This window comes from Rothia sp. CCM 9419, from assembly GCF_048512815.1.
Classification (GTDB): Bacteria; Actinomycetota; Actinomycetes; order Actinomycetales; family Micrococcaceae; genus Rothia.
Genome location: NZ_JBLXXY010000006.1, coordinates 101,713 through 127,766, shown reverse-complemented (window position 1 = coordinate 127,766; position 26,054 = coordinate 101,713). Strand labels below are relative to the sequence as shown.

Genomic DNA, 26,054 nt, shown 5'->3' with positions numbered 1-26,054 from the left:
TGTTCGTTATCAACAAGTATGAATAATTATCTATAAATATGCAAACCTATGGATAATATTTCTCAAAAAGTCATATAATACGCTATTGACTCAAGTCACGCTTGAGAATTTTTCCAGTCGCACCCAAGGGTAACGTATCAACAACCCGATAATGACGAGGGCGCTTATAGTCCGCAAGCTGCTGAACACACAAGTGTTCAACCTCCAAACAAAGAGCTTCCTCTTGCGATGGAGAACACTGCTGACGAGGAAGAACAAAAGCATAAATCTCCTCCCCCACACGCATATCTTTTCGCCCCACAACGGCCACCATACGCACCTGAGGATGCGTCGCAATAACATCCTCAATCTCTCGCGGATATACAGAATATCCATGACGCAAAATCATGTCTTTGAGCCGATCAACAATAAAAATATTTCCCTGCTCATCAATTGTTGCAATATCCCCCGTTGCCAACCATCCATCAGATAATGATTGAGAAGTTGCCTCAGGATTATTCCAGTACTCCAACATTACATTAGGCCCGTTAACCCACAACTGCCCTGGCGCACCGGCAGGAAGCACTTCTCCGTTACTGTCACGCACCTGCACACGAATACCCGTTAAAGCAGTCCCCACAGAGCCAACAACAGGAGGGCGAGAAGGCTGATTAAAGGAAACAACCGGAGAAGCCTCAGACAAACCGTAGCCTTCAAGAATGTGACAGCCAACCAACTTATAGAAGTCCTCATGAATTGAGGCCAACAAAGGAGACCCACCAGAAATTCCGTAACGAATCTTACCCATGAGCACTGAAGATTTTTGTCCCTCTAAAGAGGCCGACATTGCAGCATACATCGACGGGACGGCAGCAATAATGCTGACATCAGCTTCAACGCATAATTCAATAGCCGCCTCAGGAGTAAAGCGTGGCAATAAGGCAACCGAAGCACCCGCAGCGAAGACCGCGTTCATCGACACAGTTTGCCCGAAGGAATGAAAAAGCGGCAGCCCCCCAAAAAAGACGTCTTCTGGGGTGTAGTCAAAAAATTCTGCCACCGTCATCGCATTGGATAAAAGATTTTGATGAGTCAGAACAGCACCTTTGGGTTGCCCTGTTGTACCAGAAGTATAGAGAATAACAGCAGGATCTTGAGCATGAACACTAACCAGTTCAATAGCAAATTCTTCTAAAGCCTCCATATCCAAGGGAGTTGCAAAAGTTTCAGCACCTACAATGCGCTGTTGGACCCCCTCAAAAGAGATATTCTCCATCATCACACGCGCCCCCTCCCATGCAATGAATAGCTGCGCACCAGAGTCTTCTAGGTGATACCGCACTTCACGTTCGGAAAGCAGCGGGTTCAACGGAACGCAAATTGCCCCCAATGAAACGATTGCATAGTAATACACCGGCATCGCCACGATATTAGGCAGGGAAAGAGCCACCGGTGTTTGATACCCCACTCCAAGTTCTCGTAGCTCTAGTTGAGCTTGAGACACCATTACTTGTAATTGTCGGTAGCTCAGAACAGTATCTTGGTAAAACAATGCATCACGCTCGAGGTGAGCACAAGAGAGGAGAAGGCTAGCTACATTACAAGGGGTTTCGTTGAAGGTTGTCACAATGCGTTCTATTCACTCAGGGGTTGCATACGTTCTCATATTAGTGCACGCCAGCACCTTGTTAGAGCAGCGACAGCGTCCTCTTCTCTGCGAAGATTGCGTAAGGTTTCATCGTGTCAAGGTTTTCTTTATTCCTCACAACAAATCTGTTATTATGAGTTACTCACAATAACACAGGAGATTTTCATGACAGACCTAACCCCCGCAGAAATTGACCTACTGAACAGAGTCTTTGACCTTGCACGAGAAGGAAACACCGAAGAGCTAGAACCACTACTCAACCAAGGTATCCCAGCCAATCTCACCAACGCCAAAGGCGACACTTTACTTATTCTTGCAAGCTACCACCAACAACTCGACGTCGTAGAACTACTCCTCACACACCAAGCAGACGTCAACCGCCTCAACGACAGAGGGCAAACCGCATTATTGTGTGCCGTCTTCAAAAATAGCCAAGACATCGCACAACGACTTCTCAACGCTGGCGCAGACCTCACCATCGGAGTGCAGCATCCCCTCGAAGTGGCTCAGTTCTTCCAGCTAAAAGAAATGCAACAACTCATCGAAGAACACCAGAAACAAGGCTAAGCTGCCCACTCCAAAAACTTCTGAGCCATCTGCTCTCCACCAAGCGGGTCACGAGTAATAACCATCACCGTATCGTCCCCCGCAATCGTCCCAAGAATAGGCTCAATACTCGCTTGGTCAATAGCAGAAGCCATAAATTGCGCAGCCCCAGGAGGAGTCCGAAGAATCACCAAATTTGCCGAGGCTTCAGCAGTGATGAGAAGTTCCCTAAACAAAGAAATCATGCGCGCATCAACACCTTCAGCCGATGAACGACGAACAGGATGATGCGGAACAGCATAAATCAATCCGGACTTCTCATCACGCACACGCTCAGCACCGATCTCAACAAGATCACGTGACAAGGTCGCTTGCGTTACTTTGACACCATCGTCGACGAGTAATTGCGCTAACTCAGCTTGGGAACGAACATGATGTTTTTGCAGTAAATCAACAATTCGAGCTTGACGAGCCGTTTTCGTCGAGGGGATAGACATTCTATTCATTCTCTTTCTCAGCAAAGCAACCTGCTAGTTAGCCTAGTCCCCCAACATCTGAACAATAAGAAAACTAGACTTGCTGTACATCTTCTACAGCACACACCGATTATATGAGTATTTTTGCGATATTTATACACTTATAGGAAAAATACACGGATAAACCCCATAAATTGAGCGAAAACTACTCAAAGATAACCACCAAATAAGCATAAAAATACTCTTTAACGGATACCATCAAACAATAAAAGAAGCCCTTCACGATGGTCAAACACCATCACAAAAGGCTTCCTTATCATGAAGTCACAAAGCTCTCACAACAAGACTAATACTCGTCATCTTCCACGATAGAACGACGACGATTAATCTTCACCGACGCAAAAATACCACCAGCAAAAATTACAAAAGCGCCGATAATATATGCCCAACCACTAAGCCGCTCCGAAAACACTACCTCAGCAGTAATAGGCTTCAACGTACCCTTAGCACCAGTACGAATCACCTCAATCGAGTTACCTTCTGTCGTAGCCAATAAAGCGTCTACTTCCTGAGGAAAATCAGCTCGAACACGACCAGCCTCAGAGCCACGGAACTCAATCATCTCACCAGCATGAACAGTTACGGGATCCCCCAGCTCAGAAATAAACAACTTATTATCAAGCTGCTGATCCACCGGCAACTTACCGGTATAAATCGCAACATTATCTTTAGTCTTTAAATCAGGAGTCAAATCCTTATAGGCCCCAGTCAAAACCCACGTGCGGTCTTCATAACCAGCATGCGAAGACGCCGCAGACAACGAACGAGCCCCTTGAATGCCCAAAAATACCGAAGAAATAATCGCAATGATAATAATTCCGACGGTCAGCCAACGGCTACGGTGGTCAACAACCTCATCATCATAATCTTCAGCCTTATCAAAGCCGAAGAACGAATCGTTGTCGGGTTCTTCAGTCACGATAGTATCTCCCGATGTTTTAGATAATTTTTCTTTCACTGAGGATAAGACACCATTGTACGTGTACTTCATAAAAAGCCCCGTTAGATAACAACTAGAGTCCCCCGATTTCCTCAGAGATTTCGGATTCTTCCATTCTCCACGACGAACCTCACAAACTCCTGAAAAAATGGTGCTGATGCCAGCACAAGCCAACATCAGCACCATCAAGAACTACCGTCTATAGACGAAGAACACGCTACTCACTACACACGAGGAACAGCACCAAAACGTTCCACCGCCACAGCCACAGCAGCCTCACGAGAAGCACTAGCTTCTTCAGCTGTCAAGGTACGGTCAGAAGCCCTAAAACGCAGAGCAAACGCCACAGACTTCTTACCTTCTGGAATGCCCTCACCGCGATAATCGTCAAAGATTCGTAAATCTTCTAGCAGCTCACCCGCACCCTCAGAAAGTGCAAGAGCCACATCAGCAGCAGGAACATCCGCATCGATTAACAACGCCACATCTTGAGTAGCTGCTGGGTAACCAAAAATACTATAAGCCTCAACAACCTCAGCTTTATCCTCAAGTAACGCAGAGAAGTTAATCTCAAAAGCGCAGGTACGTTCAGGAAGATCATGATCTTTGAGCAGCTGCGGGTGCAACTCTCCAGCGTAACCAATCACAGCACCAGAAGAATCAGAGAACACAGCAGTACGACCGGGGTGGAAAGCCTGATGAGTGCCTTGAGCCATCTTAAACTCGGCACCGGCAACATCAGCAATCAAACCCACAGCATCTATCGCATCACGCCAATCATAAGCACGAGCAGAAGCACCAGGCATCTGTTCATGTTCATAACCGCTGAAAATACCAGAAATATACCGTGGTTGATGAGGAATACCCGCATTCAAATCAGCAATAACCTCGTCAGAAGGACGCTGCCCCAAACCGGGGATGCTCTCAGAACCATGCTGTGTTGAAGGAACAAAAATATGGCCTGTCTCGTAAAGAGCAAGATTACGGAACCCACGAGAAAGGTTACGTTTGAGAACCTCTACCAACCCTGGAAGCAAAGAACGACGCAAAAGCCCTTGAGCCTCTGAAATAGGGTTAGCAAGTTGAATAGACGCGACGTCCTCACCAGCAACAGGCTGCGCCCACAAATTATTTGCTTGAGAAGAAACAAATGGATACGCATAGACCTCCGTCAAACCACTCGATGCAAGCGCATCAAGAACACGACGACGAGTCATCTGTTCAACAGTGTATCCACGACCAGGAGGGGCAACCGGAACAGTTGAAGGAATCTTGTCATACCCGATAAGACGAGCAACTTCTTCTGTGAGGTCCTCTTTATCCGTTAGGTCAGGTCGCCAGGTAGGAGGAATCACCTCATAAGTGTCACGACCAGCCGTGACCTGAGCGCCAATAGACTCTAGAGTGCCAACAATCTCATCCTGAGTGTATGCAACACCAATACGGGATGGAGTGTAATCCATCGGAAGAGAAATCGCTTGAGGTTTTTCTGTACGGTTCACGTCGCTAGACTCTGAAACGATAGTTGCCCCAGCAAGCTCCACCAATAGTTCAACAGCACGCTGAGCGGCAGCTGCCTGTAACGCAGAATCTACACCACGTTCAAAACGTTTAGAAGCATCTGAAGAAAGCTTATGACGGCGTGAAGAACGAGCAATAGAAACCTCGTCAAAACGTGCAGACTCAATCAGAATCTCAGTAGTTTCAGTCGTCACCTCAGTACTTGCTCCCCCCATCACACCGGCAAGAGCAATAGCACCAGAATCATCACAAATGACAAGATCTTCAGGGTGTAAAGTACGTTCTTTCTCATCAAGAGTACGAAGGGTTTCACCTTCGTGGGCGCGACGTACAGACAACGATCCAGAAAGTTTCTGTGCATCATAAAAATGGAGTGGCTGCCCTGTCTCTAACATGACATAGTTCGAGATGTCTACAGGAAGAGATACCGAACGGATTCCTGCTAAACGTAAACGAGAAGCTAGCCATGGTGGGGTGGGAGTGTCTGCCAAAACACCCGTTACTTTACGCGTCACGAAACGGGTACATCCAAGTTTTCCGTGGATAGGTGCATCATCGTTCAGAGAAACTGCTGCTTCTGCTTGGTGTGTTGCTGGTGCACGTTCTGCTAGTTCTACGACAAAGTCGTTGAAGGGTTCTCCAACAGCATGGCAGTATTCGCGTGCGATACCTCGGATAGAGAAAGCATATCCACGGTCCGGGGTGACGTTAACTTCTGCTGCTTCATCGTATAGGCCCAGCAATTCCATTGCGTCAGTACCAATTTCGGGGTCTAGACCCAAATCAGATAAGACGATAATCCCGCCGGTGTCTTCTCCTAAGCCCAGTTCACGAGCGGATGCAAGCATACCAGCTGATTTGTGACCGTATGTTTTACGTGCGGTAATAGCAAAACCGCCAGGTAGTACAGCGCCGGGGAGCGTCACGACTACTTTATCGCCTACGCTAAAATTATGGGCGCCACAGATAATTCCCTGAATACCAGATTCTTCAATCCCTTTACCGGTGAGGGTTTGTGTCTGTCCCTCAGGGACAACACGCACCTGACACCAGTTCACGGTTTTGCCGTTAGAGTGAGTTTCTGGTTCTTGAGAGAGAACTTGTCCGACAACAATCGGCCCTGAAATTTCGTCCGTAGGGCGGTGAACGTCTTCTTCTTCTAAGCCAACCTTCACCAAGGTTTCCATAACGTCTTCGGAACGTGCGTCTTCAGGGACTGGTGCGTATTCACGCAACCATGAAAGAGGTATCCGCATCTTTTAAATCTCCATTCCAAACTGCTGTGAAAAGCGAACGTCGCCTTCGATAATGTCGCGCATATCTTCTACTCCGTTGCGGAACATCAAAGTTCTTTCAATACCCATACCAAAAGCAAATCCGGAGTATTCTTCTGGGTCAATACCTGCTGCTCGGAGCACCTGCGGGTTAACCATGCCACAACCGCCCCATTCAATCCAACGAGGACCGCCCTTAGCACCAGGGTGCCAAAGGTCTAGTTCGGCAGAAGGCTCTGTGAATGGGAAGTAATTGGGGCGTAAACGAATTTTTGCGTCGTCACCAAACATTTCTCGAGCCATGTGTTCGAGAGTGCCTTTAAGGTCTGCCATGGTGAGCCCTTTATCTACGGCAAGACCTTCAATCTGGTGGAATACTGGTGTATGAGTTGCGTCGAGTTCGTCAGTACGATACACCTGACCGGGGCAGACAACATATACCGGGAGCTCACGAGTGAGCAAGGAACGCATTTGCACTGGTGAAGTGTGAGTGCGTAGCATCAAATGTGCCTGTACAGGTTCGACGAAAAATGTATCTTGTAGTTCTCGAGCGGGGTGATCTGGCGGGAAGTTCAAGGAGTCGAAGTTGTACCATTCTGATTCAACTTCAGGACCGTCAGCAACTTCCCATCCCATAGCCACAAAAATATCGGTGAGACGATCTTGCAAAATGTTAATAGGGTGACGTCCGCCTAGTGCACGACGTGCAGAAACAGCAGTAACATCTACAGCTTCCTCAACGAGAATGCGGGCCGCATGTTCTTGTTCAAGCTCAGCATTACGCGCTTCAATGGCTTGAGTCAGACGTCCACGTGCCTGCCCCATGAGTTTGCCAATCTCAGCTTTGTGCTCTTTAGAGAGGTGACGCATCTGCTTATTCGCAAGAGTGAAACTTCCCTTATCACCAAGGAACGCTAAACGTGTTTGTTTTAGCTCGTCAAAAGTACTTGAAGATTCTTCAACGGCAGCTAATGCGCGTGAAAGTTCTTGGGAAAAAGCATCCTTCACTCGCTCTAATCCCTGCACAGAATCTGCTTCAAGAACTTCTTGAAGGTTCGCCAGAATATGGTAAGACTCTGGCAGATTGGTGCTTTCAGATAATGAATCAGTCATTAATAACTCATCTCGTTGCATAGTGTACAGCGCGGTATGCGCCTTCTATTCTCGTCTTCATCCTAGTTTAGTGTACCTTCAGCGTTCTCTGTACACGGTTCACTCAGGTAAGAGCTTGTTGTCATCTTAATCAGTTGTTGAACAATTGGGTAATCTGCCGGTATCCAGTCAATAGATAATAGATCGTGGTTGATATCGACCCATTGTATTTGTTGGTGTCCTTCAATCATGTGGACTTCTCCTGACGAGATGGTACAGAACCATACACGCATAGCAGCATGCTCCGATAGCGCCCAACCTTGTCGGTGAGGTCCTGTAATTTCTTGGCCAAGAGTGACGTGTATCGAAAGTTCTTCGTCGAGTTCACGTGCTAAGGCTTGTTCACAACTCTCATCTGCCTCAACTTTTCCGCCAGGAAACTCCCATAAACCAGCAAGTTCTTTGGGAGCATGACGTTGCCCAATCAGAAGTCGAGTAGGTTTCTCAAGAGAATCTACGATAGCCCCACCAACAACTTGGAGAGGAAAAATCTGGGTCATTTTTTCGTTCCGTGTTGCGCTCGAGCTGAAGCATAGAGACACAGTGCAGCTGCCACACTAACGTTGAGAGACTCTGCAGAACCATGAACCGGAACTGCAACGCGCTCATCAGCTAGAGTTTTCTCATCGGTGCTTAGCCCTTGAGCCTCATTACCAAAAAGCCATGCTGTCGGTTGTGACAGATCGTATGAGCTTTCGTCGTGAGGAACTGCCCATCGTTTAGCTGCCGCAATATCCGATAATTCGTCAAGGTCCAGCGCACCATAACCATCTGCAGCAAGAATACCCATACCGTAACGACGTGCAGTATCAAGAAACTCTGTGAGCGCAAGGTTACTTATCACAGGAAGGTGAAAAAGTGACCCAGCAGTAGAACGTACCGTCTTGGGGTTATAAATATCTACGGTGTCAGTGGTGGTCACGATTAAATCTGCGCCGGCGGCATCTGCGGCACGAATGATGGTGCCGGCGTTACCGGGATCTTGCAAGCGTGCAAGTACAGCCACCAATTGCGGTATCTTTCCTTCAGCGAAGAAGATACGTGATAGGTCAGGTTCTTGAATGAACGCTACCGCAATCATGCCTTGTGGGGTGACGGCGTCTGACATGGCTTCAAGTACTTCTTCAGTCACCATACGCATGAAGACTTTACGTCCTTGTTCTGGTGTTGGCGTGCCATGTACTTTTTCGAGTAGTTCAGCAATATCACGGTGACGGTCGAAGGCACGTTCTGTGATGTATACGGCGTCAAGAAGTGGGGTATGAAGATGTGAGGTGAGGGCTTCACGCACGGCTTGTGGGCCTTCTACGAGAAATTGTTTTTTCTTATTGCGCCCACGACGTGTTGCTAGTGTTGCAATATCTTTAACACGGTCAGCCTGAGGGTTTTCCATGACAACGGGGGTACTTAAACGTTTTTTAAAATCCACGGTCTCCACTCTACCGGATATATATTTTTCTGTATCTTTTACCATGTAAAAGCCCAGAATACGATTGTGCCGTTCTCTACATGTAGTAGAGAACGGCACAATCGTATTCTTTTAAGAATTATTCACCTTTAGGTGCAGAAGTGTCCTCAGGCAAGTTGTTCTTAGCAATCTCTACAAGTGCAGAGAAAGCTGCCGGTTCGTTGACTGCTAGTTCAGCCAACATACGACGATCAACTTCAACCTCAGCAGCTTTCAAGCCCTGAATGAAACGGTTGTAGGTGAGGCCTTCAGCACGAGCTGCAGCGTTGATACGCTGAATCCATAGGCGGCGGAAGTCACCCTTCTTTTTACGACGGTGGTCGTAGCTGTAAACCAATGAATGGATGACTTGTTCTTTTGCCTTACGGTAAAGGCGTGAACGCTGTCCGCGGTAACCGGATGCGCGTTCAAGAATTACTCGGCGCTTCTTATGCGCGTTAATCGCGCGTTTCACACGTGCCACGTGTGTCTCCTTCGTCTTATTGTCCTTGCTAGCTGATGCCAGTCAAGGAGCGAGTCTAAAAAGTTATTGCCCGTTGAGGCACAAGTTTCTCAAAGATGAGATGGCTTATTTACCCAACATCTTTTTGATGACCTTAGCCTGACCGCCGGTAACAATCTGGTCAGAAGCCAGACGGCGGGTGAGGCGAGAGGACTTGTGCTCGAGGTAGTGGCGACGGTTGGCCTGCTGGCGCTTAACCTTGCCGGTACCGGTGAGCTTGAAGCGCTTTTTAGCACCAGAGTGGGTCTTCTGCTTCGGCATAGCTGCCGTTCTCCTTACGTTCTGCTTTTGGAGGGTATCCAAAAGAACTCTTGAGCGAATTTCTTCGCATGTACAAGGTAGGTTCATGTTTTCTACGGAAACTGAGAAAACATGACAATCGGAAAGACACCTGCAACGTTCAAATAACACTGCTAGATGGCTATCCGCGCCGTTTCTACTTTGTTATTCTATTCCGCTTCAGCTTGCGCCTGTGCCTTGAGCTCTGCTGGCATTGCATCTGCCAAAGAGTTCTTCACAGGAGTAGCCTGAGTAGTGTCGACACGTTCGCGACCCTTGCGTCCGCCTGAGCGTTGTTGTGCTTCTTTACGTGCTTCAGCTTTACCACGAAGCGGAGAAAGAACCATTACCATGTTACGACCGTCAATTCGGGGGGTTGACTCTACAGAACCAACCTCGACCAAATCGTCTGCCATGCGCTCTAGCAACCGCACACCCATCTCGGGGCGCTGCTGTTCACGACCACGGAATTGAATCATCGCTTTGACTTTGTCACCGCCAGATAGGAAACGACGCGCGTGTCCCACTTTAGTTTCATAGTCATGAGTATCAATTTTGAGACGGAAACGGATTTCCTTCAAAGAAGCGTTAACTTGCTTCTTTCGGGATTCACGTGCTTTAACTGCGGCTTCGTACTTGTACTTGCCGAAGTCCATGAGCTTACATACAGGCGGTTTCGCTGATGGTGCGACCTCTACGAGGTCCAAATCAGATTCTTGCGCAAGACGCAAAGCATCTTCAACACGAACAATGCCTACCTGCTCGCCGCCTGGCCCAACGAGGCGGACCTCTGGGACACGAATACGTTCATTAATGCGTGGATCGCTAATGAGTAGCTCCTGTTAGCTCAGTGGGTTTCCCCGTGAATAATAATCAGTACATAGAAGATGTAAAAAACACCTTCGATGCACAGCAAACGAAGGTGTACTTCTCAAGTATTCACTCTTATGAACACTTGGAATAACCCGTCAACCTAATCACATGGATGAATGTGGCTGAAGCAGGTGGGAGTAGCCTCCGCTTGCAAACTATGTACAGTCTATCGGCTTTACGCATGCATTTCAACGCAAAACACAAAGATGCTCACAAGATAGGTCACATTACAGGACCAGTGAACTTCTCCCCTGGGCCTTGTCCCGGTGCATCAGGAATCATCGACGCTTCACGAAAAGCCAACTGCAAAGTTCGCAAACCGTCACGCAACGGAGCTGCATGCTGAGAACCAATTTCAGGGGCAGCTGCCGTCACCAACCCAGCAAGAGCCGTAATCAGTTTACGAGCCTCATCCAAATCCTTAAGGTCTTGAGCGTCCTCACCCTCAGCTAAACCACATTTCACAGCAGCCGCACTCATCAAATGCACCGCAGCCGTTGTCATAATCTCTACAGCAGGCACCTCCGCAATATCACGCACCTGCTCCTGAACTTTTTTCTGCTCCTCATCGAACGAATACCGCTCAGACATATATCCTCATCTCTACCGAAAAAACGATGAACTCTTTATGACGAATACGCCATGGATAAAACTAACTGCACAGAGTCTACCTGCTGCCCGACCAACTCATCCGACGCCAAACGCCGTTGAAACTCTTCCAACACAATATTTAGCTCTGATTGAGTCAGGCCAGGAACCAGCTCCACCATCATCTTCAGCTCTGGCCCAGCACCGCCACCAGAAAGACGTTGCCCCTCAGCCGTCTGAGAGGCAACACCGTCACCAGCTACAGCACGGACACGGACAATACCGCTACCCTCTGGAATCAACGCATTCAACGCTTCTTCTACGCGCGCATCAGCATATGAGGGAATCCAAGGCTCACCCTTAGCCAATGCCCATAATGCAGGACGGCGCACCACAAATGTTATCGGCTCACCCGGATCAACAACCAACAACTGCTGTCCATCTTCTACCGCAGAAAGAGCAGTCTTTCTCATCGAAGCCGCAACAGGACGCGCATCAGGATGCCATCGTTGCAAAGCTTTCACATCGGTAAAGACGGGAAGAGCTTTTCTCCCATCGGGCGCTTGGATACTTACTAACGCCATATCTGCTTCTTTATCGGCAACGAGACCTTCATCAGTAACAACCGAATGAGATACCTCAGCAACCACGGGAACAAACACTCGACATTGGCTTAGAGCACGAACAACATCTTCTTCCCGACAAGAACCAGAAACGAACTTCTCAAAAACCTCAGCAATAACAGCATCACGCGCACCATCATCCTCAGAAAATTGATGACGGTGACTCGTTCCTTCACCTAAATTTCGCCCCTTCCAAGGCTGCCCACCCGTATCAGTTTCGCCCCCAGCACTATTGAGCTGAGCTTGAATATGAGCGGGCAAAGAACGCGACGCAGGAGGCTTCGAAGAATGATGATTGCTCATTATGGTGCAACGTTCTGCGCTGGATAGCCAGCAACGTCCAAGGCTTGTTCTAAAGTGAACTTTCCAGCATAAAGAGCCTTACCCATGATGGCACCCTCAACACCATAAGGAACTAATTCCCGTAATGCGCGAATATCTTCAAGGGTAGAGATACCGCCAGAGGCAACCACCGGCTTATCGGTTCTTTGCGCGACCTCTTTAAGAAGCTCAAGATTAGGCCCACTCAAGGTGCCGTCCTTTGTCACGTCTGTTAACACATAGCGAGCGCAACCGTCAGCTTCTAAGCGTTCTAGTACGTCCCACAGGTGACCGCCGTCTTTAGTCCAGCCGCGAGCAGCTAAAGTTGTTCCACGCACGTCGAGCCCCACAGCAATTTTCTCACCGTGTTCTGCGATAACTTTTCGAGTCCATTGAGGATTTTCGAGAGCTGCAGTACCCAGATTAATGCGAGCAGGGTTCAAAGACAGTGCGCGCTCTAGAGACTCATCATCACGAATACCGCCCGACATTTCAATATTAATATCGAGGTGTTTAGCAACAGAGGTGAGCACCTCAAGGTTATGTCCACGACCAAATGCTGCGTCTAAATCAACAAGGTGGAGCCACTGTGCGCCGGCATCCTGCCATGCAAGAGCTGCCTCAACAGGATTACCATACCCAGTTTCTGAGCCGGCTTCGCCCTGCACCAAGCGTACTGCTTGCCCATTTGCAACGTCCACGGCGGGAAGAAGTTCTAAAAGATTTGTCATCGCATATTCCTTAAAAGTAAAAGTTTAGTTGTAGGCAAAGAGGACGTATCCCCCATAGCCGATGAACAGTAAAGCCACACACAGCATCGCGACCTGAACGACAAGAGGAACTTTTTGCTGTCGTAGAGAAATTGTGCCACCAAGGCAAAAAGCTCCCACTAACATCAACAAGCTTCCAGAGAGAAAAGGGCTCATTGCTCCTTCCCTTCTGAGGAGTTAAGGCGCCCCGTGCGAGGCAAAGAATTAATCCAGTTCCGTAAGAGGCGAATACCGGCGTGAGAAGACTTTTCTGGATGAAATTGTGTTGCACTCAGCGGACCATTTTCGACAGCTGCAACAAAGGGCACGCCGTGAGTAGACCACGTCACCTGTGGGGGCAACATCGCTTCATTATTCTGGTCAAAAGACCATTCTTGTACAGCATAGGAATGCACAAAGTAGAAGCGTTCGTTTTCGATTCCGTCAAAGAGCACTGACCCTTCGGGGGCAGAGACAGTATTCCACCCCATATGTGGAATAACTTCAGCACGTAGTTTTTCAACCGTACCTGGCCACTCTCCCATACCTTGAGAAAGCACCCCGTGTTCGTTACCTTGTTCAAAGAAAATCTGCAATCCGACGCAAATGCCTAGTACAGGGCGTCCACCAGCAATACGCCGGCCAATTAGACGAGGAGCATCAATTTTTTTCAGACTCGTCATCACCGCGTCGAAGGCTCCGACTCCTGGCACAACCAAACCGTCTGCGCCAAGCACATCGGATTCTTGGCGAGAAAGAATTACGTCAGCTCCGGCTTGCTCTAAAGCACGCACAGCAGAACGAACGTTGCCAGCACCATAATCTAAAACGACGACAACGGGTTTGTCCTGAGAGGATTGAACGCTTACGCCCATGGTTAGAGCGCCCCCTTCGTGGAAGGAATACCAGAATGACGAGGGTCAGGTTCAACCGCTTGACGCAACGCACGTGCAAGTGCTTTGAACTGTGCCTCTGCAATATGGTGGGGGTCTCGCCCTCCTAGCACCGTCATATGCAAGCAGATTCCTGCGTGGTAAGCGATAGCTTCAAGAACGTGGCGAACCATCGAACCGGTGAAGTGCCCTCCGATGAGGTGAAATTCGTAGCCTGCTGGCTCTCCCGTGTGCACCAGATAGGGGCGTCCTGAAATATCAACAACACATTGTGCTAATGCTTCGTCCAAAGGAACTGTTGCTTGCCCAAAACGACGGATACCAGCTTTATCACCAAGAGCCTCGCGTAAGACTTCGCCGATGACGATGCCGGTATCTTCTACCGTATGGTGCACGTCGATATGGGTATCACCACTGCATTTGATCGTCATGTCAATCAGGGAATGTTTCGCAAGAGCTGTGAGCATATGGTCGTAAAAAGGCACGCTAGTGTCGATGTCAGAACGTCCTTCGCCGTCTAAGTTTATTTCAACGAAGACAGAGGACTCGCTCGTTGTGCGTTCTAGTCTGGCGGTGCGGGGGCCAATTCCTGTAGTGCTTGCTGGCATTGGTTACCTATATATTCTTGGTTTATATGATGTACACGTCAGGTATCTATCGCTACTAGGTGACAGATACCTTAGTTTTAGTGATAGTTCAGGAGAAATGTTCTACTACCAGAATCATCTCACGATGATGTTAGCAAGATGCGGGTAGTTCTCCAGAATGTTCCAAATACTTCTTAAGACTTTCAAGGAAAGCTGTTGTTTCTGATGCTGTTCCGGCAGTCACTCGCAGATGTCCTGCGATGCCGTTATCACGGACTAAGATGCCGTCGTCAAGGAGCCATTGCCAAGCTTCTTTTTCGTTACGTAGTCCAGCAAAAAAGATAAAATTAGAATCTGATACGGCTGGCTGTAGCCCGTATTCTTTGAGAGTTTTTACGATACGGTCACGTTGGTTTCTAATATCTTGCACGTTAGCGAGCAGTCCTTCTCGGTGGCGCAAGGCGGCTATTGCAACAGCCTGAGTGACACTAGAAAGATGGTATGGCAAACGTACAAGTCGTACCGCATCAGCAATTGCAGGGTCTGCAGCGAAGTATCCTAGTCGGGCACCGGCAAAGGCAAAAGCTTTACTCATGGTACGGCTTACGACTAGTCGAGGGCGCCCCGGAAGAAGTGTTAGCGCGTGCGCAGAGGTATCTTGAGCGAATTCAGCGTATGCTTCATCCACGATGGTAATGCCATCATGTTCTTGCATCGCATCATAGACAGCTTCGATAACATCTAGCCCAAGCCCTGTTCCCGTGGGGTTGTTAGGAGAACACAAAACCACGATATTTGGTCGATGTTCTTGAATTTGAGCTACGGCAGATTCGAGGCCAAGAGAGAAGTCGGAGCCACGTTGCCCAGCGATGAAGCGAGTATTTGTCCCATCAGCTAAGAGAGGGTACATCGAATAGGTGGGAACAAAGCTCATGACGCTTCGCCCAGGCCCGCCAAACACTTGAAAGAGTTGTTGTAGCACTTCGTTAGAGCCATTAGCAGCCCAGATATTCTCAGGTTTAAGACCGTGCCCTAGATACTGGGCAAGTTCTTCGCGAAGAGTCGTAAACTCTCTATCGGGGTAACGGTTAAGGGTTTGCGCCACTGTCGCAATTTCTGAGCTGATTGCGTCAATCACTTCTTGAGGCATAGGGTGCGTATTTTCGTTGACGTTAAGGGTAATGGGAACGTCAATCATGGGAGCACCATATGGAGAGCGCCCTCGTAAGTCGTCACGAATAGGTAATACTGAAAGGGGGTCTAATGCTTCATTCACTCTTACAGTCTAACGAGAACAGATACCCCTCGCATATTCTTCTCTTATACTTCTCATAATGAGTAAAGAGGCACTTCAAGTTTTTGCCCAACATCTAGGGATGTTGATGATAAATCATTAATGTGCATAATGTGAAGCAAAACGTCACGAACGTCCATACCGGCAGAATGTTCTTCGGCAATACTCCATAAAGTATCCCCGTATCCAACCGTAACTTGCTCCGTCACCTGTTGTAATTCTTGCATCGTTGAAGCATGAGCGGTATTTGCGAGGTAGAGAGAAGTCAATAAGGTCAATATTGCTATGAAGCAAAGAGCTATACCCAACAAGAAGGAAATACGATACTTACCCCAGTAAATACCTGAGGCGTTCTGCGCATTTGGATGTGAAGCACCTGCGGTACGTGTAGACGCTGAACTCTGAAGATACAGAACGTTTGACATATTTCCTCCTGATAGCAATAGAGCTATATATCGAATATTCACCCTGAATAAATCGAAACTATGTTCTATATAGTACATATGTTCTATCAGAAAATTCGAATATAGTCGAGAAAAACTAGAACAAATGTTTGAACTTTTTCGATACGTGCCATACTCTTGTCCTAACACTGTTTATTGGCAGGTAGTGTTTAACGACTTTTAAAATCCCCTATCTCAGCAATGGCTAGGGGTGCTACGCCAGAACATCATTAGACAGGCCCCTCAATATGGACAAAGGAACGCCGTGAGCGATAACACATACTCCAGCGCTACTATTGCGCCACAATCTGGCAGAAAACCTCTCAGTTCGCGTCAACAACACATCTTGACTGCCATCTCTGAAGCTATAGACACCCACGGTTACCCCCCTTCAATGCGAGAAATTGGTGACATCGTAGGTCTCGCATCCTTATCATCAGTGACACACCAACTCTCACAACTAGAAAAATTAGGCTACATCCGACGAGACCCCAAGCGCCCACGAGCCATCGAAATACTCGCAGAAGAACAAGAAACAACTGAAGAAAAAAGCACCGAATCGGTCATCGTTCAGTTACCAACACCTCAACACAACAGCGAAGATTTTGCGGTAGTACCCCTAGTCGGAAGAATCGCCGCAGGCGGTCCCATCACCGCAGAACAATCCGTCGAAGACGTCATGACATTGCCACGCCAAATCGTTGGCAACGGAGACTTATTCATGCTCCACGTCAAAGGAGACTCCATGATTGATGCAGCAATCTGTGACGGAGACTGGGTTGTCGTCCGTGCACAACACACCGCAAATAATGGAGATATCGTTGCAGCACTCCTCGAAGACGAGGCAACCGTCAAAACTTTCCGCCAACGCGACGGACACACCTGGCTACTACCACAAAACACCCGATACGAACCCATACTCGGCGACAACGCCACCATCATGGGCAAAGTCGTATCAGTATTACGAAGTCTCTAATACCAAAACCACATAAAAAATATATTGGGTGTATTCCTGCCTCTAACAGGAACACACCCAATATTTTTATGCGCTAACTCACTTGTGCATGCAAGCGATGCAAAGCGCCACATACAACATCAGTTCTTGTAGTCTTCCAAAAAGGAGGCAAAGCACTCATCAAATATCCAGAATACCGTTGAGTAGCCAACCGAGAATCAAGAACAGCAACCACACCACGATCATCACTAGAACGAATCAAACGCCCCACACCCTGAGCCATACGAACAGCCGCATATGACGCAGAAACACTCATAAAACCGTTACCACCACGAGAAGCAACAGCCCGAGTACGAGCCTGCATCAAAGGATCGTTAGGGCGAGGGAACGGAATACGGTCAATCAGCACCAAACGGCAAGAATCCCCCGGCACATCAACACCCTGCCACAAACTCATCGTCCCAAAAAGACACGAATCTTTATCCTCAGAAAATTCCTTCACCAAAGAGCCAAGCGAAGACTCCCCCTGCACCAGAACAGAAACATCAGTATGTTCACGAAGATACTCCGCAGCTTCTTCAGCCGCACGCCTTGAAGAAAAAAGCCCCAAAGCACCACCGTTAGAAGCCTCTACCAGCTCACGCATACGCTCTAATTGAGCAGTAGAAATCCCCTGAGATGGTTTAGCAATATCAGCAGCAACATACAACAGACCTTGCTTAGGGTAATCAAAAGGAGAACCAACATCTAGCCCCTCCCAACGAGGAGCACCGGCACCACTTAACCCCAAAGAATGAGCAACCATATCAAAGGACTCCCCCAACTTTAATGTTGCAGAAGTCAATACCACAGTTCGCCCATCAAAAAGCCCATCACGCATCTGCATCGCAACCGATAAGGGAGCAATATATAACGTTGCGGGGTCATCATCAGAAGCAGGAGCATAACCACGCCCAGCTTCCCACGATTGTGGACGAGATAACCACACCACCTCATGATGCTCATCAGCGCCCAATAACCGTTCCGCTATCTCTAATAACTCAGACAGCGCGCTACGAGCTAGCTGACGAGGAGCATCACTATCTTTAGAATCACTTTTCGTATCAGATAATGCTACACGTGCAGCTTCACGCACCAGCTCCACAGAATGAGCAATACTCTCCGTCAAGCCACGAGGTAAAAGCTCTGCAGCAACACCACGTAAAGACGTTTCTAAAGCGCTACCAGCATGCTCTAAAGGATCAGAACTAGCTTTCGTGTGTTTACGCACCAAACGAGCAGCCGAATATACCATTCCGGCAGAAAGAGATCCCGTCACAGCACCCGTCACACGGTCTGCCAGCTCATGTGCCTCATCAATAACAACAACCTCATGCTCCGGCAAAACACCAATACCTTCAAAAGCATTAATCGCTAAAAGAGCATGATTCGTAATAATAATGTCTGATTGAGCGGCCTTCTCACGTGCAAGCTCACTAAAGCAAGACTCCACCAAAGGACAGCGTTTACCCAAACATTCAGCAGCAGATACAGAGACTTGACGCCAAGCACGGTCAGAGACACCGGGTTTAATATCGTCCCTGTCACCAGTATCAGTTGTCTGAGCCCACTGACGAAGACGCAACACTTCCTGACCAAGACGGCCAACAGAACCACTGGCCACATCTGCAGCGAAAAGAGTGTCCTCTTGTTCATCCTCAGGGTAACCGCCCTCAAGCTTATGAACACACACATAATTATTACGGCCCTTGAGAACAGCAACATCAGTTTGCCCCTCAGGAACATTCGAAAGGGTTTCTAAAAGTCGCGGTAAATCACGATTGATAATCTGTGTTTGCAACGCCAAAGTCGCCGTCGCAACCACAATAGGCTTATCCGAAAATTGAGCATAATGAACAGCAGGAATCAGATAGCCCAAAGACTTTCCCGTTCCCGTACCAGCTTGGACCAGCAGATGACGTTTCAGTTCAAAGGACTGAGCCACATGAGCGAGCATTTTCCGTTGCCCAGCACGCTGTTCTCCCCCGCTAGAAGCAATCACATGATCGAGTAGTTCAAGAGCAGGCTTCGCTCCAGGCAACGTCTCAAGCTCTTCTCCAGTAGGAGCGCTCACTGGTTCTTCACAAGAACTCATCGAGAAGAAACCTCAACAGCACCATCCTGACGAGCTTGTTCAATCTCTGGTCGTAAGACTTCCATCAATTCGTCGTCTAAAGCATATTCTGCTAGTTCAGAGGAAAGTTGTTCACGAACCAGCACTTGAATATATGTCCCATCAGAAACAAAAGCTGTTGATAGAATCTCTGCATCCCACTGGTGCAAACGAGAAACGACCTCACCATGCGTATATGGGATAAGCAGATTCAGCTGAACCGAAGGGCGTGGAATACGCTTCGCAATAACCTCTTGAAGCTCCGCTATCCCCTGCCCCGTACGAGCAGACACCACCACAGTATCTCGCTCACGTTGTTGCACACGTTCAAGTACCATCGGGTCAGCGGCATCTGCCTTGTTCAGAACAATAATCTCAGGAATCTCGTGTGCATCCACTTCGTGTAAAACTTCACGAACCGCCTTAATCTGCCCCTCAGGATCAGGGTGAGACCCATCGACCACGTGCACAATCACATCAGCATCAGCAATTTCTTCAAGCGTAGAACGGAAAGCCTCTACCAGCTGAGTAGGTAAAGAACGCACAAAACCTACCGTGTCAGAAAGCGTGTACCCCACACCATCAGGTGTCTGGGCTTTACGTACCGTAGGGTCAAGAGTCGCGAATAAAGCATTCTCAACGAGGACACCAGCATCAGTCAAACGGTTCAACAAAGAAGACTTACCAGCGTTGGTATAGCCAGCAATCGCCACAGAAGGAACGTCATGACGCTGACGGTTCAAACGCTTGGTCTGGCGAGAGGGCGCCATCGCCGCAATCTCACGACGTAGCTTTGCCATGCGAGCGCGAAGACGACGACGGTCCATCTCAATTTTAGTTTCGCCAGGACCACGAGAACCAATACCCTCACCCGACGCGGCACGTCCACCTGCCTGACGAGACAGAGATTCACCCCAACCACGCAAACGAGGAAGCATATATTCAAGCTGAGCCAACTCAACTTGAGCTTTACCCTCACGGGACTTTGCGTGTTGAGCAAAAATATCAAGAATCAAAGCAGTACGGTCAATGACTTTGACCTTCACAATATCCTCTAACGCACGACGCTGAGAAGGAGCCAACTCTGAATCAACAATAACAGTATCAGCACCAGTCGCCTGCACAATATCTTTAAGTTCAAGTGCTTTACCTGAACCGAGAAAAGTACCCGGATCTGGTTTTAAACGACGTTGAATAATGCCGTCCAAGACTTCTGAACCCGCTGTCTGCGCCAAGGCAGCAAGCTCACGCAAAGAATTTTCTGCATCGGCAACGGTACCTTCTGTCCATAATCCGGCAAGAACCACACGCTCTAGACGAAGCTGACGGTACTCAACCTCTGTAACGTCTTCAAGTTCTGTTGATAGACCCGCAACACGTCGCAAGGCTCGACGCTCAGCAAGATCTTCTTGAGCGCCATCATAGTGTGAATGTTCAATATCCACGGCAGATATTTCGCGTGCTTGTTCGTCCAAAACACGCGCCCCAGAACGAGAAGATGCAGAACGCCCAAGAACACGGTCTACTGTTTCCCTCAACAGTTCGTCGCTAGGGAGTTTCTGAGGATTCTGCTCATTAAATTCAGAAGTATTCATAGTACCTTTCGTCAATCTGCTCTCATTCTACAGCCCTTATTCAGTATGAAGCCACGATATTTCTTCGAGCTCAGAGGAAGAAGGTTCAAGCGCCAGCTTCTGTTTTCCCGTAAAGTAGTGAGCTATGGTTGCCGAACATTATTTTTCCGCTACACCCAATAGCGATTTCTCCCCTCGTGAAATTGACGTCACTCTAGCAAACCAACGAGTACGAGTACAAAGCGCATCAGGTATTTTCAGTCCCAGCGGTATCGACAAAGGCACCGCAATACTCCTTGAAAATGTACCCGAGCCAGAAGGCACCTCTTTTCTTGATATCGGCACAGGGTGGGGCCCTATTACCCTGACCTTAGCGTTAAAAAACCCTCAAGCTCAGGTCACCGGTGTTGAGGTTAACGAACGTTCTGCGCAGCTCACCCGTACCAACGCGCAAAAGCTAGGGCTGACCAATGTGACGGTCTACTCTCCAGAGGAAGTACCTCAAGATTTACGGTTTGACACCATCTGGTCTAATCCACCTATCCGTGTAGGAAAAGATGTCCTACACAATATATTACGTACATGGATTCCACGGTTAAACGTGGGCGGATGCGCATATCTCGTGATTCAAAAGAACCTCGGGGCAGATTCTTTACAAAAATGGTTAGCACACGAATTAGAAGAACAGCCACAGGGAACTTTTCACGTATCACGCTACAGTACCTCTAAGGGGTTCCGAATCCTTGAAGTTGTTCGCAACGCTTAATTCGCAACGCTTAAAAAGATGATGTGAGGTTCTCAAAACATAGAACTTCACATCATCACGACTATACAAGAACGACTTTTCCAACCATACTAGCCGAACCTGCTAGCACCACATGTTCGAGGTCGTCAGGGCCCGTTACAAAGGTGACAGCTAAAGTTCCCCCAGGAACGTACACGAGCCATTCATCGGGGGCGTCATCTCCAGCCCAGAAGCGGGTTGCCGCAGCTGCTGCACAAGCACCAGTACCGCAAGAGAGAGTCTCTCCCACACCACGCTCATAAACGCGCATCCGAATAGCGCCCACATGCGCTAACCCTGTTTCAGCTTCTGTATCCTCAATTTCTTCAGGAACAACAAACTCAACGTTCGTACCGTGGGCAGGTGTCGGGCTCACTTTCGGAGCAGCATCAAGGCTCAGCCCGTCTAGTTTTCCGTCAGTGCCCAGAGCAACAACAGTATGAGGGTTCCCCATAGAAATGGAGAGCGCCGAACGAGGTGTCTTAAGCCCTCGGACGCTCACCTGCGAGTCTACGCCACTTTCACGGGCGACATCTCCATCGATGAAACTCCATGGCCCCATATCAATGGCATATCCGTTGTCTGTTTTGCCGACAGTCTTCACCCCTGCACGGGTGCTGATACGAACCCGATCGCCTTCTTCAAGTGTCAACAAGTCTTCAGAAACCAAATATTCTACGAAAGCTCGAACACCATTACCACACATCTCAGCGATGGTTCCGTCAGCATTACGATAATCCATAAACCAGCGGTCTTCAGGTGCGTCAGATTCCATCATCTGCGCTTTAACAGCACGAATAAAACCGTCAGCACCAATACCAAAGTGACGATCGCAGACACGGGCAATGAGTTCTTCTGGTAGTTTTAATTGTTTTTCAGGGTCAGTGACGAAAATAAAGTCGTTGCCGGTTCCATGTCCTTTGGTGAGTGGAACACCGGTCAAATCTCCCCACATATTTTCTGTCATACTCATTGCCTTTCGCCGTCGATGAGAACACGCGTTATCGTTGCTTGTGATATCAAAATGTTTATCAGTATTCTGCCAGAAGCTGTTGCGTCTGAGCGAGTTTTTCGCAGGTATCGCCCTCAAGCCACCTGACTCGAGGATCAGCGTTAAACCATGTGATTTGACGGCGTGCAAACTGACGGGTCGCAGTCGTCGTATCCATCATAGCCTGTTCCAAAGAATAGCTCTTTGACGCAGAACTTTCCGCCTCGATAAGACGTAAGAACTCCCGATACCCAATCGCACGAGATGACGTTTTTCCCTCTCGAAGGCCTAAAGATTCTAGTGTTCGGACTTCATCCACAAGACCGCGTTGAACCATCTTCTCAACCCGAGCTTCTAAACGCTGATGCAACTGAGAACGGTCACAATTAATCCCGACTTGTACAGCAGGCTGATAATACTCACGTTCTGGCATAAAGGACGAGAACGGTCGCCCTGATATTTCCCAGACTTCCAAAGCGCGCACAAGACGTCTATCGTCACGCACACGAGTAGCAGATACAGGATCAACTTCTTGTAAACGTTGGAGAAGAACGCCACGCCCCTGTTCAATAAGCTCTCGCTCTAGGCGTTGACGCATCTGAGCATCAGTGGGAGGAAAATCTAAAATATCCAATGCTGCACGAACATAAAGCCCAGAGCCGCCCACCATAATGGGATATTTTCCACGTGAACGAATCTGGTCGAAGAGTTCTCTTGCCTGCTGCTGGAAAATGGCTACAGACGCTTCATCACGAATGTCGAGAATATCCAGAAGATGGTGAGGAATCCCCCGCATCTCTTCTACTGTGACTTTAGCCGTACCGATGTCCATCCCACGATAGAACTGCATCGAATCAGCATTAATACACTCTCCACCAAGATGTTGAGCTAACTCAATCGCAAAGTCCGTTTTCCCTGCACCCGTTGGGCCGACAACAGCAATAACGGGTAAATTGTGTTCTTCTTGCATTTGAGAAGCAAGCATGGCTATCACACAGTACCTTTAACGGCTAGGAACGAAAAGTGGGGAACCCCAAGTTCACCGGTGTCCCAGGAACTTGAGTAGTGCCAGTTGTACCGCAAGAATCAGCTTGTGCTCTATCCCAAGCGTCACCGGCACGTGAACGACGTAAAGAATACTCTTCAGCGCTAGGGTCTGAAATAAGGTGGAAAGAACCGGCTTCCGTAATGGGTAAAGTGACGAGGTCTCCGGGTCGAGGCTGCTCACAACCGGCAGGAACAGAGAAGTGCACCAAACGCTGATCTCGAGCACGTCCTGCAAGACGATGAGTTTGTTCTGCTTTACGTCCGGATTCTGCAACCACCATCAGCTCTACCGTTTTACCTAGCTGTTTACGGTTTTCTTCACCAGCAATACGGTCTTGTAAAGCAATGAGACGCTCATAGCGTTCTTGAACAATTTCTTTAGGTACTTGATTCTCCATAGTTGCAGCGGGAGTACCAGGACGAATCGAATATTGGAAGGTAAAAGCAGAAGAGAAACGTGCTTGTTCAACAACTTTTAGTGTCTCTTGGAAGTCTTCTTCAGTTTCTCCAGGGAACCCGACAATAATATCTGTGGTGATGACGGCCTCAGGAATACGTGCACGAACTTTATCTAAGATGCCGAGGAACTTCTTAGACCGATATGAGCGACGCATATCTTTAAGCACCTTATCTGAGCCAGATTGCAAAGGCATATGTAGCACCGGCATAACGTTTGGCGTCTCAGCCATTGCGTCGATGACGTCGTCGGTAAACATTGCAGGGTGTGGTGAGGTGAATCGGACTCGTTCAAGCCCTTCAATATTTCCGCAGGCACGTAGAAGTTTTGAAAAGGCCTGACGGTCGCCAAAGTCTACCCCGTACGAGTTCACATTTTGACCAAGCAAGGTCACTTCGATAGCTCCGTCGTCGACAAGTGCTTGAACTTCTGCGAGGACTTCTCCTGGGCGGCGGTCATTCTCTTTACCGCGTAGGCTTGGCACGATACAGAAAGTGCAGGTGTTGTTACAACCTACAGAGATAGAAACCCACCCAGAATACACGTTATCGCGTTTGGTAGGTAACGTGGAGGGAAAAACTTCGAGAGATTCAAGAAGTTCTGCTTGGGCTTGGTGGTTATGTCGCGCGCGTTCTAACAATGTTGGTAGTGAACCGATATTGTGTGTTCCGAAAACGACGTCTACCCACGGCGCTTTTTTGATGATGGTGTCTTGATCTTTTTGTGCAAGACATCCGCCGACAGCAATTTGCATTCCTTCATGGGCTCGTTTGACAGGAGCAAGCTGACCAAGGTTACCGTATAGCTTGTTGTCAGCATTCTCACGTACAGCGCAGGTGTTAAAGACGATGAGATCTGGTGTTTGTTCTGAACTGGCGGGTACATAGCCATTAGCTTCGAGCAATCCGCTCATGCGTTCAGAATCGTGGACGTTCATCTGGCAGCCGAAAGTACGAACTTCGTAGGTTCGTGAAGGCTTAGAGGTTGTTGTACACGTTGTTGAAGAAGTCTGTTGTTCAGGAAGATTCAAAGTCACTCTTTAACCCTACTCGATGAAATATACTGTCAGGCTGTCACTAAGAGTAGATTTTACGGGTTTTTGGTCACTCATACCAAAGCACGTATAGCGCCAACCAATACGATGTGTTCTCTTGCCCTATCTCGTTGTGAACTTTATTCGTAGGATGAACGTTCTTGATGTTCAGCCATGCGCTCTACCTCCGAACGCACTACAGAAAATGCCAGAGAAGAAGAGTATCCTTTACGTCCTAGCATGGAGACAAGACGACGCATAATTTTCTCTTTTTCTCGATAGTTGCTGAAATTCATTGACGGACGTAATTTCTTTTGCACAAGGCTCACAGCATCTTCGTATTCGTCAGTGTCGCTACGTTGAGCTAACGCCTGCTCAATATATTCTTCACGAATCCCTTTAGCTTGTAGTTCTCGTCGTAGTGCTGAACGAGATAATTTCTTCAGCGTTGCTGTTGTACGCACATACATCTGGGCGTATTCTTCATCGTCAACAAGTCCAACAGCTTCACAACGTTGCAAAATATCTTCTGCAATTTCTGCAGAGATTCCTTTATCGGATAGTTTTTTCTCAAGCTGAAAACGTGACTTAGCAGAAGCCGCTAGTTGCTGGTACACAATATTTTTTGCGTGCGTAAACTCGCGGGCTTTCTGTTCTTCGCTGAGCTCTTTGCTCTCAGAGGCATTTTGATCACCCCAGGGGTTTTGCCCCGCTGAAGATGAGCCAGAGAAGTCCTGAGAACTTTTAAGTAGGTCTTCTTCTGCAGCGCCCCATGCTGCAGGGTGCCATGAAGGATAGTTCTCTTCGTCAAAAGATTCCATGTTCTTCTCCTCAACTTTGATGCT

27 protein-coding genes are annotated in these 26,054 nt (G+C 48.2%); 3 read left to right on the top strand and 24 right to left on the bottom strand.

What is annotated here, in order from left to right; translation table 11 throughout:
* Positions 1-82 precede the first annotated feature (82 nt).
* A complete protein-coding gene (locus ACN08W_RS06595; RefSeq protein ID WP_419109080.1) occupies positions 83-1,531 on the bottom strand; it encodes an AMP-binding protein in 1,449 nt (482 codons plus the stop codon).
* 261 nt (positions 1,532-1,792) lie between these two features.
* Between ACN08W_RS06595 and ACN08W_RS06590 the strand changes: the two genes are divergently transcribed.
* On the top strand, positions 1,793-2,194 hold the full coding sequence (locus ACN08W_RS06590) for an ankyrin repeat domain-containing protein (RefSeq protein WP_419109079.1): 402 nt from the start codon (positions 1,793-1,795) through the stop codon (positions 2,192-2,194).
* Here ACN08W_RS06590 and ACN08W_RS06585 read toward each other — a convergent pair.
* The 17 genes from ACN08W_RS06585 to ACN08W_RS06505 all read right to left on the bottom strand — a co-directional run bounded on the left by ACN08W_RS06585 (position 2,191) and on the right by ACN08W_RS06505 (position 16,198).
* Positions 2,191-2,670, bottom strand: coding sequence for an arginine repressor (locus ACN08W_RS06585; protein ID WP_419103317.1), 480 nt, complete (start codon positions 2,668-2,670; stop codon positions 2,191-2,193). The genes ACN08W_RS06590 and ACN08W_RS06585 overlap by 4 nt on opposite strands.
* A gap of 325 nt (positions 2,671-2,995) precedes the next feature.
* The gene (locus ACN08W_RS06580; RefSeq protein WP_419103230.1) at positions 2,996-3,628 is read right to left on the bottom strand and encodes a hypothetical protein; all 633 of its coding nucleotides are present in this window, start codon (positions 3,626-3,628) and stop codon (positions 2,996-2,998) included.
* Positions 3,629-3,873: 245 nt separating this feature from the next.
* Positions 3,874-6,426 (bottom strand): phenylalanine--tRNA ligase subunit beta, encoded by a 2,553-nt coding sequence (gene pheT, locus ACN08W_RS06575; RefSeq protein WP_419109078.1) that lies wholly within the window; start codon positions 6,424-6,426, stop codon positions 3,874-3,876.
* A 3-nt stretch (positions 6,427-6,429) separates the two neighbouring features.
* Complete coding sequence (pheS, locus tag ACN08W_RS06570) at positions 6,430-7,557, bottom strand: phenylalanine--tRNA ligase subunit alpha (RefSeq protein WP_419109077.1); 1,128 nt, start codon at positions 7,555-7,557, stop codon at positions 6,430-6,432.
* Positions 7,558-7,619: 62 nt separating this feature from the next.
* Entirely contained in the window at positions 7,620-8,096 is a 477-nt protein-coding gene (locus ACN08W_RS06565) for a (deoxy)nucleoside triphosphate pyrophosphohydrolase (protein ID WP_419103233.1), read from the bottom strand.
* Positions 8,093-8,989, bottom strand: coding sequence for a TrmH family RNA methyltransferase (locus ACN08W_RS06560; protein WP_419103318.1), 897 nt, complete (start codon positions 8,987-8,989; stop codon positions 8,093-8,095). The genes ACN08W_RS06565 and ACN08W_RS06560 overlap by 4 nt, the downstream gene beginning before the upstream one ends.
* A gap of 154 nt (positions 8,990-9,143) precedes the next feature.
* The gene (gene rplT, locus ACN08W_RS06555) at positions 9,144-9,527 is read right to left on the bottom strand and encodes a 50S ribosomal protein L20 (protein WP_419102204.1); all 384 of its coding nucleotides are present in this window, start codon (positions 9,525-9,527) and stop codon (positions 9,144-9,146) included.
* 105 nt (positions 9,528-9,632) lie between these two features.
* Positions 9,633-9,827 (bottom strand): 50S ribosomal protein L35, encoded by a 195-nt coding sequence (rpmI, locus tag ACN08W_RS06550; protein WP_135011425.1) that lies wholly within the window; start codon positions 9,825-9,827, stop codon positions 9,633-9,635.
* 188 nt (positions 9,828-10,015) lie between these two features.
* Entirely contained in the window at positions 10,016-10,648 is a 633-nt protein-coding gene (gene infC, locus ACN08W_RS06545; protein ID WP_419107284.1) for a translation initiation factor IF-3, read from the bottom strand.
* Between the two features lie 292 nt (positions 10,649-10,940).
* A complete protein-coding gene (locus ACN08W_RS06540; protein WP_419103234.1) occupies positions 10,941-11,309 on the bottom strand; it encodes a DUF1844 domain-containing protein in 369 nt (122 codons plus the stop codon).
* Positions 11,310-11,344: 35 nt separating this feature from the next.
* The gene (locus ACN08W_RS06535; protein WP_419109076.1) at positions 11,345-12,232 is read right to left on the bottom strand and encodes an SseB family protein; all 888 of its coding nucleotides are present in this window, start codon (positions 12,230-12,232) and stop codon (positions 11,345-11,347) included.
* The gene (gene priA / locus ACN08W_RS06530; RefSeq protein WP_419109075.1) at positions 12,232-12,981 is read right to left on the bottom strand and encodes a bifunctional 1-(5-phosphoribosyl)-5-((5-phosphoribosylamino)methylideneamino)imidazole-4-carboxamide isomerase/phosphoribosylanthranilate isomerase PriA; all 750 of its coding nucleotides are present in this window, start codon (positions 12,979-12,981) and stop codon (positions 12,232-12,234) included. Before priA ends, ACN08W_RS06535 begins: the two co-directional genes overlap by 1 nt.
* 24 nt (positions 12,982-13,005) lie before the next feature.
* Positions 13,006-13,176 carry a hypothetical protein gene (locus ACN08W_RS06525; RefSeq protein WP_419103237.1) on the bottom strand — a complete coding sequence of 57 codons (171 nt, stop codon included), beginning with the start codon at positions 13,174-13,176 and terminating at the stop codon, positions 13,006-13,008.
* On the bottom strand, positions 13,173-13,874 hold the full coding sequence (gene hisH, locus ACN08W_RS06520) for an imidazole glycerol phosphate synthase subunit HisH (RefSeq protein ID WP_419107268.1): 702 nt from the start codon (positions 13,872-13,874) through the stop codon (positions 13,173-13,175). The genes ACN08W_RS06525 and hisH overlap by 4 nt, the downstream gene beginning before the upstream one ends.
* A gap of 2 nt (positions 13,875-13,876) precedes the next feature.
* Positions 13,877-14,500 carry an imidazoleglycerol-phosphate dehydratase HisB gene (gene hisB / locus ACN08W_RS06515; RefSeq protein WP_419103239.1) on the bottom strand — a complete coding sequence of 208 codons (624 nt, stop codon included), beginning with the start codon at positions 14,498-14,500 and terminating at the stop codon, positions 13,877-13,879.
* Between the two features lie 130 nt (positions 14,501-14,630).
* The gene (locus ACN08W_RS06510) at positions 14,631-15,755 is read right to left on the bottom strand and encodes a histidinol-phosphate transaminase (RefSeq protein WP_419107267.1); all 1,125 of its coding nucleotides are present in this window, start codon (positions 15,753-15,755) and stop codon (positions 14,631-14,633) included.
* A 53-nt stretch (positions 15,756-15,808) separates the two neighbouring features.
* Positions 15,809-16,198, bottom strand: coding sequence for a LysM peptidoglycan-binding domain-containing protein (locus tag ACN08W_RS06505; RefSeq protein ID WP_419109074.1), 390 nt, complete (start codon positions 16,196-16,198; stop codon positions 15,809-15,811).
* Between the two features lie 283 nt (positions 16,199-16,481).
* Here ACN08W_RS06505 and lexA point away from each other — a divergent pair, with 283 nt between their 5' ends.
* Complete coding sequence (gene lexA, locus ACN08W_RS06500) at positions 16,482-17,192, top strand: transcriptional repressor LexA (protein ID WP_419103242.1); 711 nt, start codon at positions 16,482-16,484, stop codon at positions 17,190-17,192.
* 73 nt (positions 17,193-17,265) lie between these two features.
* Here lexA and ACN08W_RS06495 read toward each other — a convergent pair whose 3' ends face one another.
* Positions 17,266-19,305 (bottom strand): ATP-dependent DNA helicase, encoded by a 2,040-nt coding sequence (locus ACN08W_RS06495; RefSeq protein ID WP_419103243.1) that lies wholly within the window; start codon positions 19,303-19,305, stop codon positions 17,266-17,268.
* Positions 19,302-20,918 carry a GTPase HflX gene (gene hflX, locus ACN08W_RS06490; RefSeq protein WP_419109073.1) on the bottom strand — a complete coding sequence of 539 codons (1,617 nt, stop codon included), beginning with the start codon at positions 20,916-20,918 and terminating at the stop codon, positions 19,302-19,304. The genes ACN08W_RS06495 and hflX overlap by 4 nt, the downstream gene beginning before the upstream one ends.
* Positions 20,919-21,042: 124 nt before the next feature.
* Between hflX and ACN08W_RS06485 the strand changes: the two genes are divergently transcribed.
* The gene (locus ACN08W_RS06485) at positions 21,043-21,663 is read left to right on the top strand and encodes a class I SAM-dependent methyltransferase (RefSeq protein WP_419109072.1); all 621 of its coding nucleotides are present in this window, start codon (positions 21,043-21,045) and stop codon (positions 21,661-21,663) included.
* A 61-nt stretch (positions 21,664-21,724) separates the two neighbouring features.
* Here ACN08W_RS06485 and dapF read toward each other — a convergent pair whose 3' ends face one another.
* The 4 genes from dapF to ACN08W_RS06465 form a co-directional block, all read right to left on the bottom strand.
* On the bottom strand, positions 21,725-22,654 hold the full coding sequence (dapF, locus tag ACN08W_RS06480) for a diaminopimelate epimerase (protein WP_419107265.1): 930 nt from the start codon (positions 22,652-22,654) through the stop codon (positions 21,725-21,727).
* A 58-nt stretch (positions 22,655-22,712) separates the two neighbouring features.
* Complete coding sequence (miaA, locus tag ACN08W_RS06475; protein ID WP_419109071.1) at positions 22,713-23,657, bottom strand: tRNA (adenosine(37)-N6)-dimethylallyltransferase MiaA; 945 nt, start codon at positions 23,655-23,657, stop codon at positions 22,713-22,715.
* Positions 23,658-23,682: 25 nt separating this feature from the next.
* Complete coding sequence (miaB, locus tag ACN08W_RS06470; protein ID WP_419103320.1) at positions 23,683-25,206, bottom strand: tRNA (N6-isopentenyl adenosine(37)-C2)-methylthiotransferase MiaB; 1,524 nt, start codon at positions 25,204-25,206, stop codon at positions 23,683-23,685.
* A gap of 143 nt (positions 25,207-25,349) precedes the next feature.
* The gene (locus ACN08W_RS06465; protein WP_419109070.1) at positions 25,350-26,030 is read right to left on the bottom strand and encodes a regulatory protein RecX; all 681 of its coding nucleotides are present in this window, start codon (positions 26,028-26,030) and stop codon (positions 25,350-25,352) included.
* Positions 26,031-26,054: the final 24 nt, after the last annotated feature.